This window comes from Pseudoalteromonas sp. Angola-4 (genome assembly GCF_028599265.1).
Classification (GTDB): domain Bacteria; phylum Pseudomonadota; class Gammaproteobacteria; order Enterobacterales; family Alteromonadaceae; genus Pseudoalteromonas; species Pseudoalteromonas atlantica.
The window spans coordinates 1-13,272 of record NZ_JAQREK010000003.1 but is presented as its reverse complement, the minus strand read 5'-3'; the positions used below and the strand labels follow the sequence as shown (position 1 = coordinate 13,272).

The following is a 13,272-nucleotide window of genomic DNA, read 5'->3' as shown; positions in this document are numbered from 1 at the left end:
ATACAACGCTTAGCTGGCCATCACATAGCAAAAAGTAAATAGGTTTTATTTTTTGATAGTTTTGTAGCTAATAGCTCATAAGCAAAAACACACGCCACTTATGTGCAAAATATGCGGCAACGTTATAGCAAAAATTACTACTAAGTGTGGTCTAAGATTGCAAATTTACCAATAATTAAAAGGATTTATGAGAAAAAGTTTATTTATTACGGGTGTTTGAGTAAACAGCTCGTTGAGGGAGGGACAAAGGCTAGTGCTTATTTAACAAAGGTGTAAGTTTTTAATAGCCCTAAAACGATAAAAGGGCCTTGCGGCCCTTGGTGAAGTATCGTTCAAGTCAAATAGTGCTTTAACCCCTTAAAGTACTATCTTCTTGTTTTGCAACACCGGTGTTCATCTCATTAAGTTTCTAAGCTAGCGAGAGGAAAAACCCAGCAATTGCTGCGCTCATAAGGTTAGCCATAGATCCTGCTAACACTGCTCTGAGCCCTAAGCGCGCGATATCCTTTCGCCGACTAGGCGCCATACCGCCTAATCCACCTAGTAAAATAGCTATCGACGATAGATTAGCAAACCCACACAAGGCAAATGTTACAATCGCTTGAGTGTGCGCACTTAACGTATCGCGATAATTTATAAAGTCTAAGTAAGCAACAAACTCATTTACTACTAACTTTTGACCAATAAAACTACCTGCTATGATTGCCTCATCCCATGGTACGCCAAGTAACCATGCAACAGGGGCAAATACATAACCTAAAATTTCTTGTAGCGTTAAAGTAGGATAGTCAAACCACCCTCCAATTCCGCCTAATAAGCCGTTTAATAACGCTATTAATGCTACGAAAGCTAATAGCATTGCGCCCACATTAAGCGCTAAATGCATGCCGTTAGCTGCGCCTGATGCTGCTGCATCAATAACATTAACTGGCTTGTCTTCATCGCTATCTAACTCTGCAAGCGTATCTTTAGGTGTTTCGGTCTCTGGCACAATCATTTTAGCCATTAAAAACCCACCAGGTGCAGCCATAAAGCTAGCGGCAATTAAATACTTAAGCTCTACACCAATAATTACGTAACCTGCCATTACAGAGCCTGCTACCGTGGCTAAGCCACCTACCATTACTGCAAACAACTCAGACTTAGTCATGGTTGCTATAAACGGCTTAACAATTAAGGGTGCTTCAGTTTGGCCTACAAATATATTAGCCGTTGCTGAGAGCGACTCTGTGCGAGAGGTTTTCAATAGTTTTTGTAAACCGCCGCCCAGAATTTTAATTATCCAATCCATAATGCCAATGTGGTAAAGCACAGCAACAAGTGCTGAGAAAAACACAATGACCGGTAAAACTTGAATAGCAAAAATAAAACCGAGTGTATCTTGCGAAGCAAGTGGGCCAAATAAAAACCCAATCCCGTCGTTTGCAAAGCTAATTACCGAAGAGACGGCACTAGACATACTTGCTAACACATTTTTACCTGCTTCAAAAAACAGTACAAACCCACCAATAACTACTTGCATAGCAAAGGCTATCGCTACGGTGCGTAAGTTTATTGCTTTACGATTAGTCGAAGCCGCAAAAGCAATACTTAGTAGTACAAACATGCCTACTAAGCTCATAAATGTTGTCATACAGATGTTTCCCGTTATTATTCTTGTAGTAAATACTTAATTTTACTTTTAATAATATCAATCGCAACGCGGTTCATTCCGCCTCGAGTCACAACCAAATCAGCGTTATGCTTTGAAGGCTCAATAAATTGATAAAACATCGGTCTAACAGTTGCTTGATATTGCTCAACAACAGATTGTAATGTTCTGCCTCTTTTTTCCATGTCTCGTTGCATACGACGCATTAAGCAAATATCAAGGGGTGTATCTATAAATACCTTAATATCAAATTCTTTATTAAGTGCTTTATCACTTAATAATAAAATACCTTCTACTATTAAAATTTTAGCTGCAGCAACGCGACGAGTTTCATCGCTTCGTGTGTGTTGTGCATAATCATAAGTAGGTACTTCGACAGAGTTACCACTACGAAGTTGAGTTAAATGTTCAAGCATTAACTCATGTTCAAATGCATCAGGATGGTCGTAGTTAGTTTGCGTACGGTGTTCCATAGGCAAATGCGACTGATCCTTGTAATAAGCATCTTCTTCAATAATGGCGATAGCGCCTGGTTCAAGCTCATTAACCAACTCATTGTAAATAGTTTGGCTAAAAAGAGATTTGCCCGACGCTGATGCGCCAGCAATAGCTATAATAGTTCGTGTCACTAAAGTTCTCACCCACACAGAAAGGAAAAGTTGTTTGGTTGATCACAATAGCAAAAAAGACACGAATAATCTCTTTTGCTTTGCTTAAGAACGCAAATTTATAATGTTTAGCTTTTATGAAACAGGACTTATGTCCTGTACGGAAAATTCGATCAGCGGATAAAGTAACCACCTAGAAGCAAAGTGAGGTCAACATGGCAAGAGCAATCATCTTAATGGCAGACAGCCTAGGTATAGGCGCAGCACCCGATGCAGACAAATTTGGTGATGTTGGAGCAAATACACTCGCCCACTTATTAAAAGCATACCACGACGAAACGGGTAAAGCGTTATCGTTACCTAATTTATCTAAATTAGGTTTAATCGATGCCTGTGAGGCAGCGGGCGGTGAAACGTGTTTAGTTTCTGAGCGTCAAGCATCGCAAGGTGCATGGGGTTATGCAAAAGAGCTTTCAAGCGGTAAAGATACGCCATCAGGGCACTGGGAAATGGCCGGCGTACCTGTGTTATTTGATTGGGGCTACTTCCCTAAAACACAGCCGAGTTTTCCACAAGAATTTGTAGACGAATTTATAGCCGCTACCGGTATACCTGGCATTTTAGGCAACTGCCATGCATCAGGCACTACCATATTAGAGCAGCTAGGCGAAGAGCACGTAAAATCAGGCAAACCAATTTGTTACACCTCTGCAGATAGTGTGTTTCAAATTGCCGCACACGAAGAGTCTTTTGGCCTTGAGCGCCTTTACGAAGTGTGTGAAATTGCCCGCGAATTACTTGATAAACTAAATATAGGCCGTGTTATTGCTAGGCCATTTTTAGGCACAAGCAACGCAGATTTTGCCCGTACTGGTAATCGTCGCGATTATTCAGTATTGCCGCCAGCACCGACCCTATTAGATGTTCTATCTAAACACGGCGGTGAAGTAATAAGCATTGGTAAAATTGCAGATATATATGCACACCAAGGCATTACCCAAAAACACAAAGCCCCAGGGCTGATGAATTTGCTTGAAAAAAGCAGCGAAGTATTAGCAAGTGCGCCAGATAACAGCTTAATTTTTACCAATTTAGTTGATTTTGACGAAAAGTTTGGCCACCGTCGCAACCCAGTTGGTTATGCAAAAGCGTTAAAAGAATTTGACGATTACTTACCAACTATACTAAACCAATTAAATGCAGATGACGTGTTAATGATCACTGCAGATCACGGCTGTGACCCAACCTTTCCAGGTTCAGAGCACACCCGCGAATATGTACCAGTTATAGCTTATCAACCGGGCATGCAAAATACCCCGCTTGGCGAGCGCAATAGCTTTGCAGATATAGGCCAAACCCTTGCACAGTGGTTTAACTTACCTGCACTTGAATACGGTGACGGCTTTTTAAATAAGCTAAACGCGCCTAAATAAAAAGGAAAACAATTAATGAGTACTCCGCATATTAGTGCAAACGTTGGTGACTTCGCTGAAACAGTATTAATGCCGGGCGATCCGCTTCGTGCACAATACATTGCTGAAAACTTTTTAGATGATGCAGTACAAGTAACAGGCGTACGTAACATGTACGGCTTTACAGGCACATATAAAGGTAAACCTGTAAGTATTATGGGTTCGGGCATGGGCATACCATCTATGTCTATTTATGCGCGTGAGTTAATTGTAAGCTTTGGCGTTAAAAATATTATTCGTATTGGTACCTGTGGTGGTATTGGTACAGATATTAAAATTCGCGACGTAATTTTTGCACAAGGCGCAAGCACCGACTCAAACGTAAACCGTGCACGCGTTCGTGGTTATGATTTTTCAGCAATTGCTAACTTTGACCTACTTTTAAACGGTGTTAACGCCGCTAAAGACCTAGGCATTAAAGCAAAAGTAGGTAACGTATTTACTACCGATACCTTCTACCAAGCTGACGACACATTCTACAAAGACCTAGATAAACTAGGTGTACTAGCTGTAGATATGGAAACAGCAGGTTTATATGGTGTAGCTGCAGAGTATGGTGCTAACGCAATGGCATTATTTACCGTAAGTGACCACGTGATCACTGGTGAAGCAACACCTGCAGATGAGCGCCAAAGCACATTTAACGAAATGGTTAAAATTGCTTTAGAGTCTATTTAATAAACGCAATTTTATTAAATTAGCAAACAGTTCCTTGGTAACGTATTCACTAAGTTTTGGAGACACGCCCAAAGTGAAGTGAGACTAAACCCCCAAAGCCGCATTTTATGCGGCTTTTTTTATACCTATAAAAGCGCTGCTTTTAAAGCGCCAGCAAGCTGCACAGCACGAGCTAACCGCGTAGCTGGAGTTCTCCTCGCGTTTGGTATTAATTTTTTTCGCGGCATAAAGCCGCTGCTACTCATGAATTCCACTACAAAGTACACAGAGGCGCTTAGCGTTACACAGAGAGCACGGGGATTGGCTCATCACTTTTTAAATCACTTATTCTCTACCTCTAAAAGCGCAGCGTGTCTTAACCTCTTTGTGAATAATTGGCTTAACTTGTTTCTACCATAAAGGACACAGAGGCGCTTAGCGCTACACAGAAGAAACAATGGGGGGTGGTAACATTTCTCCTGCTCTTCTCCTTCACTTCTCTGTGGTAACAAAATCACTCATGAACGAAAACAACGCGCGTCTACAAAGCACGAGCTAACCGCGTAGCTGGAGTTCACCTCGCGTTTGGTATTAATTTTTTCGCGGCATAAAGCCGCTGCTACTCATTAATTGCACCGCAGAGGGCACAGAGACACAAAGGAAACAATGGGGGTTGGTAAGTCATTTCTCCTGCTCTTCTCCTTCACTTCTCTGTGGTGAAAAAAATCACTTATGAACGAAAACAACGCGCGTCTGTACAGCACGAGCTAACCGCTTAGCTGGAGTTCACCTCGCGTTTGGTATTAATTTTTTCGCGGCATAAAGCCGCTGCTACTCATCTTTTTAATCAAACCAATGTTACCCAAAGTAAAAGCACTACGTTTAAAAAGTCACTACACCCAGTGTCACTCTTACTAAGTTAATGCTAGTGTATAAATTACAACCATTTATTGTTTTTGTTGTTTAACCGTTAAGCTATGGAGTTGACTATGTCTAACTGGGTAGATGCAACCGTAAAAAAAGTAACATGGTGGAGCGATACACTTTTCAGCCTGGTAGTAAACGCAAGCGTAGAGCCATTTAAAGCAGGGCAGTTTACTAAGCTCTCGATTATGGAGGGCGATAAACGAATTGCTCGGGCATACTCTTATGTAAACGCGCCTAATAACCCCGATTTAGAATTTTACCTTATCAATGTAGAGGGCGGCTTATTATCGCCTAGGTTGGCGCAATTAAAACCACGCGACACTGTATTAATAGAGCAACGTGCCACGGGCTTTTTTACCTTAGACGAAATACCGCCAAGCGAGCAGTTATGGATGCTAAGTACAGGCACTGCAATAGGGCCGTTTTTATCTATTTTGCAGCAACAAGAGGTATGGCAAAAATACACACAGATTAATTTAGTACACGGCGTACGTTTTAATGCCGATTTAAGCTATCAAAATCTAATACACACCCTAATAAACGCACACCCTACACAACTTAACTACATTCCGGTTGTAAGCCGTGAGGAGCCACAACAAGGCCTAAAAGGGCGTATAACTACAGCAATTCAAAACGGCGAGCTATTTAGTAAAGCTTCTAAAACCCCAAGCCCGAGTAATTCGCAATTTATGATTTGCGGTAACCCACAAATGGTAAAAGACACCACACAGTTACTTTTAGACAAAAACTTTAAACGAAACCGTCGCAGAGACCCAGGGCACATAACGGTTGAGCAGTATTGGTAAAGTGTATAACAATCATTTAATTGCTACCCGAAAACGCTCAAATTTGTTATGTTGCAGCATTAACAGCGTTATATGTTCATATTAGGAAAGTTATGAAATCGTTATCTATTATTTTTGCCTCGCTTATTGCCACTGTTGCCCTGATCAGTTATGCAGCAGAGCAAACCGAAGAGACTCAAGAAGAGCAAAAAAGTACCGAGCAAGCGTCAAGCTCTACTCAAGCCAGCAATTCACCAACAAAAGCAAAAGATGAAAAGTTAAACACGCTTGAGTACCAAGCCCCAGAGCTTAAAACGCCAACAGTAGATACTACTAAACCTGACGACTCAAAAGTACTGGGTAGCGAAACCCCAAAACCGGTAGAAAAACCAAAAAACAAAGTAGAAAAAGCAGCAGCTGTGGCCGAGGCAGAAAAAGCGGTAACGCAAGCCAAAGAGGCATTAACCGCTAAGCAGCAAGCTAAAGCTAAGCAATCTCGCGAGTCGCTTGCTGTTGTAGAGCAACTAGTAGAAGCCTATAACGCACGTAATATTGAACAATTTATTCGTATGTACGATGAAGATGTAGAGTTTTATATTTTTCCTAATGAGCTATTATTTAAAGGAAAAGAAAAACTAATAGCCCGTTATGGCTTAATGTTTAAAAAATTAAAGTGTATTAATAGCTCGCCAATAAAGCGTATTGTGCACGGCGACATAGTAATAGACCACGAGCTATCAGAAACCTGTTCAACAGACGAAAACGTGGTAGATAAACGCTCTGAGTTAGTATCGAGCTACCAAATAAAAGACGGAAAAATAATCCGCGTATTATTTTTTAGATAATTATAAAAGGCATACTATGCAGTTAGCAGACGACAAAAAAATTCGCTTAATGTACCGCGTTGAGCCAGGGTGTTTAGGGCCGCAGGGCGCAGATCACATAGAAGACTTTTGTCGTTATGCTAACAAGCATATTAAATCACCTTATTACGGGCAATTTTTGTTTTTACCACGTTTTGACAAACAAAAAGATGAGCGTCAATACAGCGTAAAAAACCGCAACCTATCGCGAGTGCAAGCCAAGGCCTATTTAAACCATTTTGAAATTGATATAGATACCTTCGAAGAGCAACTCGACGAACTCCTCACCAAAGCCATCGATTTATACTTTAAACGATAATTATAAACGCCTGAATACAAGTTTTACCACGTAGCAGAGAGTTTACCTTGCGTTTTATATTGAATTTTTTCGCGGCATAAAGCCGCTGCTACTCATTAATTTCACCACAGAGGGCACAGAGGCGCTTCGCGCTACACAAAGAAAACACAGGTATTGGTGATTTATTTCTTCAGTTTTTCTCCTGCTCTCCTCCTTCACTTCTCGGTGGTGACATAATCACTTTTAAACGAAAGCATGAGCTAACTAAGTAGCAGCGAGTTTACCTCGCGTTTTATATTGAATTTTTTCGCGGCATAAAGCCGCTGCTACTCATTAATTTCACCACAGAGGGCACAGAGACACAGAGGAAACAATTGGGGTTGGTGAGTAATTTCTCCTGCTCTCCTCCTTTACTTCTCGGTGGTCACTAACCACGTAGCAGCGAGTTTACCTCGCGTTTTATATTAAACTTTTTCGCGGCATAAAGCCGCTGCTACTCATTAATTTCACCACAGAGGACACAGAGACACAGAGACACAGAGGACACAGAGGAAACAATGGGGGTTGGTGAGTAATTTCTCCTGTTCTCCTGCTTCACTTCTCGGTGGTGACATAATCACTTTTAAACGAAAGCATGAGCTAACCACGTAGCAGCGAGTTTACCTCGCGTTTTATATTGAATTTTTTCGCGGCATAAAGCCGCTGCTACTGCTTTTGTGGGCTTCGCACTTTACGCCAATAACGCGCCTACAAAACTCTAGCTACCCGCTACTATGGTATTAAAGCTGTCGTTGTCGTGTAGGCTGGCAAATGCACTTTCGTGTAGTAGCTCATTACGTAAGTTTGGCGAGTATTCAAGGGCCATTTTTATATCGGCTAATGCATCGGCATGTTTGTGTGTAAGTGCATACGCACACGCACGCTGCCAGTATGCATAGCCGTAGTCGCTATCTATATCAATAGCTTGGTTACATAACTCAATGGCTTTGGCGGTTTCGTTTAGCTCTAATAATGCATCGGCTTTATAGGCAATGGCTTCTACATCCTCTGGCTTACGCTTTAAAATTTCGTCAAATATTTCTATTTTGTTTGCAAAGTCGCTTTCTAGGTTTGCGCGCATCCATAACGAGTGTACCTCGTTAGTGACCGATATACGCTCTTGGTTACTGAGTATTTCTTCTGAGCGTACACGCAGTTTTTCTTCAAGAATTTTTAAGCGATCTTCGTACTCGTCAGTGATCACACTGACACGCGTATTTACTATGTCTTCTACTTTATTTTTAACATCGCGCAGCGAGTTCCAGCCTACTAAAACCAAAATAGAGGCCGTAGCAGTAATAATAAAAAACACGTTATTAATAGTGTCGGTGGTGTAAATAAGCGCTCTGTCGGCGGTATCTAACTGGGCGTGTGTAACTTGTTTTGTCACATCTTCGCGTAATTGTTGTTGGTCTTGGCGAACGGCTTTTAACTCATCAAGAATATAGCGTTCTAAAAGCGGTTTATACATGGGCTCATTTAATTGCGCTAACGCTTGTTGCTGTTGCTCTTCTGTTGGTGCAGCAGATTCTTGGGCATTAACAGTATTTAAAAGCGAAACAAAACAAACAAATAGAATAGTTATATAAAAACGCATGGGTACGCCTAGTTAATTATTAGTGACTAATCGCACTTTAACATGCAAGGCTTATTGGCACTAGGGCGTGTTGGCTTTGAACATTAAACAACTTAACAAAATCATAAAACTGTTCACACAGCCTTAAAGGATTCTAAATTTTAGGCAAAAAAAAAGCCAGCCCAATGTGGGCTGGCAAAACTGCTTAAAACAACAATAAATTGTCGCAGGGAAATAACAGGAGTGAGTGGTCATAATAATCAAGTTAATCTGAACATTTACTTAATTATTCAAAATAGATTTCAATAAGTTATAAAGTAAAGGTGCATTGGGCTTAGTAATGCACCTTTATAAACAACTTTAATTTCATGGTGAAGGGGGGTATTCCAATGTGCGCTTAATTAAAAGCCACTTTCAAACCCTTCACATACCATTACGCGTTATCTATTTAATCCGATCACACTAATTGTGGTGTTTAAACTGTATTCATTAAACCAATGGTTTCAATCGATTTAATTCAAGTTAATACGCTGGCGAATGTAATATTAGGAGTCTATATTGTTTGAGCAGTAAATAAAAATTATGCGCAAAATTAATAAACCTTAGCGTGCTACTTTAAATGTAAGCGCTGGGGCTTGAGTAAAATAGTTAAACTCTTCATTTAAAGTAAGGAGCTGAAAATGAGCAGCACTAAAGCGGGTCAATGTCCCGTAATGCACGGTAGTAACTCAGTTATTTCTAAAGTAAACACAGATTGGTGGCCAAATACTCTAAATTTAGACATTCTTCATCAGCACGACACAAAATCAAACCCCTACGGCACAGACTTTGACTACGCCGAAGCATTCAAATCTCTCGATTTAGACGCTGTAAAAGCAGACCTAAAATCCTTTATGACCGATAGCCAAGATTGGTGGCCTGCCGATTGGGGCCATTACGGCGGCTTAATGATCCGCATGGCATGGCACTCTGCGGGTACGTACCGATTATCAGACGGCCGTGGTGGCGCAAGCACCGGCAACCAGCGTTTTTCGCCGCTAAATTCATGGCCAGACAACGCAAGCTTAGATAAAGCGCGCCGTCTATTATGGCCAATCAAGAAAAAATACGGTAACAAATTATCGTGGGCCGACCTATTTATTTTAGCCGGTAACATGGCATACGAATCAATGGGCTTAAAAATTTATGGCTTTGCAGGTGGTCGTGAAGACATTTGGCATCCAGAAAAAGACATTTACTGGGGCGCAGAAAAAGAATGGCTAGCACCGAGTGATGAGCGTTACGACAACGTAGAAAAACCCGACACCATGGAAAACCCATTGGCTGCGGTACAAATGGGCTTAATTTACGTAAACCCAGAAGGCGTTAATGGGATACCCGATCCGCAAAAAACCGCGCAGCACGTACGTGAAACATTTGCTCGCATGGCAATGAACGACGAAGAAACCGCAGCGCTTACTGTAGGCGGTCACACGGTAGGTAAAACCCACGGTAACGGTAAAGCTGAGCACTTAGGCCCAGAGCCAGAAGCGGCCGATGTACACGAGCAAGGCCTAGGCTGGAACAGCACTAAAGAAGGCGGCTTTGGTCGCAATACCGTAACGTCGGGCCTAGAAGGCGCGTGGACTACCCACCCAACAAAATGGGATAACGGCTACTGCCACTTACTATTAAATTACGAGTGGGAGCTAACTAAAAGCCCAGCAGGCGCGCACCAATGGGAGCCTGTAAACATTAAAGAAGAAGATAAGCCGGTAGATGTAGAAGACCCATCAATTCGTTTAAACCCAATGATGACCGACGCCGATATGGCCATGAAGGTAGACCCAATCTACCGTAAAATTATTGAACGTTTTAACAACGACTTTGAGTATTTTTCTGATGTGTTTGCCCGCGCGTGGTTTAAACTTACGCACCGCGACTTAGGCCCTAAAGCGTGTTACTTAGGTAAAGATGTACCAAGCGAAGACCTAATTTGGCAAGACCCAATTCCAGCGGTTGACTACACCCTATCTGATGATGAAATTAGCGAGCTAAAAGCACAAATTCTTGATTGTGGCGTAAGCGCAACTGATTTAATTACTACAGCGTGGGATAGCGCACGTACGTACCGTGGCTCAGACCGCCGTGGTGGTGCAAATGGCGCGCGTATTCGCTTAGCTCCGCAAAAAGATTGGCAAGGCAATGAGCCAGAGCGCTTAGCAAGCGTACTTAGCGCCCTTGAAAAATTTAAAGCAGGTTTAGCTAAGCCTATCAGTATTGCAGATTTAATCGTATTAGGTGGCACAGCAGCTGTAGAGCAAGCTGCAAAACAAGCTGGTGTTGATGTAACAGTACCGTTTGCGCCAGGGCGCGGCGATGCAACCGACGAAATGACCGATGCCGAGTCGTTCGAACCGTTAGAGCCAGTACACGACGGCTTTAGAAACTACCTTAAAGGCGATTTTAGCGTATCGCCAGAAGAGCTACTTTTAGAGCGTAGCCAGTTAATGGGCCTAACAGCACCAGAAATGACCGTACTGTTTGGCGGAATGCGTGTTTTAGGCACAAACTACGCAGGCAGCAAACACGGCGTATTTACCGACAACGTAGGTGCGCTTTCTACCGACTTTTTTGTAAACTTAACCGACATGGCCAATAACTGGAAACCGTCTGAGCCAGGTGTTTACAACATTGTTGAACGTAAAACAGGCACCATAAAATGGACCGCAACACGTATAGATTTAGTGTTTGGTTCAAACTCTATATTACGTGCACTAAGCGAATTTTACGCACAAGACGACAACAACGAACGTTTTGTAAATGATTTCGTAAATGCATGGGTAAAAGTAATGAACGCCGACAGATTTGACCTTAAATAAATCAAAATTATAGGCACAAAGGGGAGCAACATAGCTCCCTTTTTTGTTGTCTAAATTTTAGTTCGTGGCCTGTAGGCACAGAGCTTAGCTTCGGCGTTAGTTTGTCTTGTAGACGTAGAGCTTGCTCACGTTAGAAGCGTAGCTTCTCATGGTTTTAGCAAAGGGGCTTACACTTAGGTAAAAGCGCTGCTTTTAAACGCCAGCAAGCTGCGCGTTTACAGAACAGGGCTTAGCTCCGGGGTTAATTTGACTTGTAGACGTTGAGCTTGCTCACGTTAGAAGCGCAGCTTCTCATGGCTTTAGCAAAGGGGTTTACACTTAGGTAAATGCCTTGCTTTTAAACGCCAGCAAGCTGCGCGTTTACAGAGTAGGGCTAAGCTCCAGCGTTGGTATGCGTTGCTTGTTCACGAAAAATAATACCCTCAACCGCCGCCGTTCAAATATATACAATCCCAAAAAGGGTATTGTTCAATCTTTTGCACAATCCCAGCTCTTAATGGGTTTGCAACAATATAACGAGCCTGAATTATTAAATCTCTTTCATTGCGGATTTGATGATCAAAATAATTTTGTTGCCAAATTGGACCTTTATCACCACTAAGCGCATTAATCTTCACGGTTGTTAAGCTTTTAAACTGCCTAACTACCTCAGATAGTGAGAGCGCCTTAACCTGAAAAAGCCAATGAAGGTGATCTGGCATTACGGTATAGCAAATAGTATTAACATTTTTTTGCATATAAAAGATCGCGCGAGCGGCTATACAGGCATTCTCAAAGTTTTCAAATAAATCGGCTCTTTGCACGCAGCATATGGTGACTGAATAATATTTATTTGCAGACGAGCAGCGACCTTTTAATAGTTTTGTTGAAGAAACCATGAGAGCCATTTCTTAATATATTTTAATAAATATAGGAAAACCTGTTTATTACACAAGGCAAGTTTTTAAAACAGTAGTTAATCTGACTTGTAGACGTTGAGCTTGCTCACGTTAGAAGCGTAGCTTCTCATGGCTTTAGCGAAGGGGTTTAACATCAGGGTAAAGCGTTGCTTTTAAACGCCAGCAAGCTGTGCGTCTACAAGGTAGAGGTTAGCTCCGGCGTTAGTTTGACTTGTAGACGTTGAGCTTGCTCACGTTAGAAACGTAGCTTCTCATGGCCTTAGCAAAGGTGGTTACACTTATGTAAAAGCGCTGCTTTTAAACGCCAACAAGCTGCGCGTCTACAGGATTGGGCTTAGCTCTGGCGTTAATTTGACTTGTAGACGTTGAGCTTGCTCACGTTAGAAGCGCAGCTTCTCATGGCTTTAGCAAAGGTTGTTACACTTAGGTAAAAGCGTTGCTTTTAAGACGCCAGCAAGCTGTGCGTCTACAGGATTGGGCTTAGCTCCGGCGTTAGTTTGACTTGTAGTCGTTGAGCTTGCTCACGTTAGAAGCGCAGCTTCTCATGGCCTTAGCAAAGGTGGTAACACTTAGGTAAAAGCGTTGCTTTTAAACGCCAGCAAGCTGTGCGTCTACAAGGTAGAGGTTAGCTCCGGC

10 protein-coding genes are annotated in these 13,272 nt (G+C 42.1%); 6 read left to right on the top strand and 4 right to left on the bottom strand.

Annotated features, from left to right (window positions below; genetic code table 11):
- Positions 1-409: 409 nt before the first annotated feature.
- Together PSH48_RS04765 and udk are read right to left on the bottom strand one after the other, a co-directional pair.
- On the bottom strand, positions 410-1,633 hold the full coding sequence (locus PSH48_RS04765; protein WP_055013477.1) for a NupC/NupG family nucleoside CNT transporter: 1,224 nt from the start codon (positions 1,631-1,633) through the stop codon (positions 410-412).
- Between the two features lie 17 nt (positions 1,634-1,650).
- Entirely contained in the window at positions 1,651-2,280 is a 630-nt protein-coding gene (gene udk, locus PSH48_RS04760; RefSeq protein WP_004587190.1) for a uridine kinase, read from the bottom strand.
- Between the two features lie 194 nt (positions 2,281-2,474).
- On the opposite strand from udk, the gene PSH48_RS04755 reads away from it, so the two are divergent.
- The 5 genes from PSH48_RS04755 (at position 2,475) to PSH48_RS04735 (ending at position 7,282) form a co-directional block, all read left to right on the top strand.
- The gene (locus tag PSH48_RS04755; protein WP_096042662.1) at positions 2,475-3,692 is read left to right on the top strand and encodes a phosphopentomutase; all 1,218 of its coding nucleotides are present in this window, start codon (positions 2,475-2,477) and stop codon (positions 3,690-3,692) included.
- Positions 3,693-3,707: 15 nt separating this feature from the next.
- Positions 3,708-4,409 carry a purine-nucleoside phosphorylase gene (deoD, locus tag PSH48_RS04750; protein ID WP_004587192.1) on the top strand — a complete coding sequence of 234 codons (702 nt, stop codon included), beginning with the start codon at positions 3,708-3,710 and terminating at the stop codon, positions 4,407-4,409.
- A 968-nt stretch (positions 4,410-5,377) separates the two neighbouring features.
- Positions 5,378-6,121 carry a ferredoxin--NADP reductase gene (locus PSH48_RS04745; protein ID WP_273610994.1) on the top strand — a complete coding sequence of 248 codons (744 nt, stop codon included), beginning with the start codon at positions 5,378-5,380 and terminating at the stop codon, positions 6,119-6,121.
- 92 nt (positions 6,122-6,213) lie between these two features.
- Positions 6,214-6,945 (top strand): nuclear transport factor 2 family protein, encoded by a 732-nt coding sequence (locus PSH48_RS04740; protein WP_029773547.1) that lies wholly within the window; start codon positions 6,214-6,216, stop codon positions 6,943-6,945.
- 16 nt (positions 6,946-6,961) lie between these two features.
- A complete protein-coding gene (locus tag PSH48_RS04735) occupies positions 6,962-7,282 on the top strand; it encodes a hypothetical protein (RefSeq protein WP_004589283.1) in 321 nt (106 codons plus the stop codon).
- A gap of 736 nt (positions 7,283-8,018) precedes the next feature.
- Here the strand turns inward: PSH48_RS04735 and PSH48_RS04730 are convergent.
- Complete coding sequence (locus PSH48_RS04730) at positions 8,019-8,897, bottom strand: tetratricopeptide repeat protein (protein WP_024032988.1); 879 nt, start codon at positions 8,895-8,897, stop codon at positions 8,019-8,021.
- Between the two features lie 659 nt (positions 8,898-9,556).
- Between PSH48_RS04730 and katG the strand changes: the two genes are divergently transcribed.
- A complete protein-coding gene (gene katG, locus PSH48_RS04725) occupies positions 9,557-11,737 on the top strand; it encodes a catalase/peroxidase HPI (protein ID WP_273610993.1) in 2,181 nt (726 codons plus the stop codon).
- A 422-nt stretch (positions 11,738-12,159) separates the two neighbouring features.
- Here katG and PSH48_RS04720 read toward each other — a convergent pair whose 3' ends face one another.
- The gene (locus tag PSH48_RS04720; protein ID WP_095206753.1) at positions 12,160-12,615 is read right to left on the bottom strand and encodes an REP-associated tyrosine transposase; all 456 of its coding nucleotides are present in this window, start codon (positions 12,613-12,615) and stop codon (positions 12,160-12,162) included.
- Between the last annotated feature and the right edge of the window lie 657 nt (positions 12,616-13,272).

Coding starts and splice junctions, on each gene's coding strand:
- PSH48_RS04735 (WP_004589283.1), top strand. CDS start 6,962: ATGCAGTTAGCAGACGACAAAAAAATTCGCTTAATGTACCGCGTTGAG.
- PSH48_RS04745 (WP_273610994.1), top strand. CDS start 5,378: ATGTCTAACTGGGTAGATGCAACCGTAAAAAAAGTAACATGGTGGAGC.
- PSH48_RS04730 (WP_024032988.1), bottom strand. CDS start 8,897: ATGCGTTTTTATATAACTATTCTATTTGTTTGTTTTGTTTCGCTTTTA.
- PSH48_RS04740 (WP_029773547.1), top strand. CDS start 6,214: ATGAAATCGTTATCTATTATTTTTGCCTCGCTTATTGCCACTGTTGCC.
- PSH48_RS04720 (WP_095206753.1), bottom strand. CDS start 12,615: ATGGTTTCTTCAACAAAACTATTAAAAGGTCGCTGCTCGTCTGCAAAT.
- PSH48_RS04765 (WP_055013477.1), bottom strand. CDS start 1,633: ATGACAACATTTATGAGCTTAGTAGGCATGTTTGTACTACTAAGTATT.
- deoD (WP_004587192.1), top strand. CDS start 3,708: ATGAGTACTCCGCATATTAGTGCAAACGTTGGTGACTTCGCTGAAACA.
- katG (WP_273610993.1), top strand. CDS start 9,557: ATGAGCAGCACTAAAGCGGGTCAATGTCCCGTAATGCACGGTAGTAAC.
- PSH48_RS04755 (WP_096042662.1), top strand. CDS start 2,475: ATGGCAAGAGCAATCATCTTAATGGCAGACAGCCTAGGTATAGGCGCA.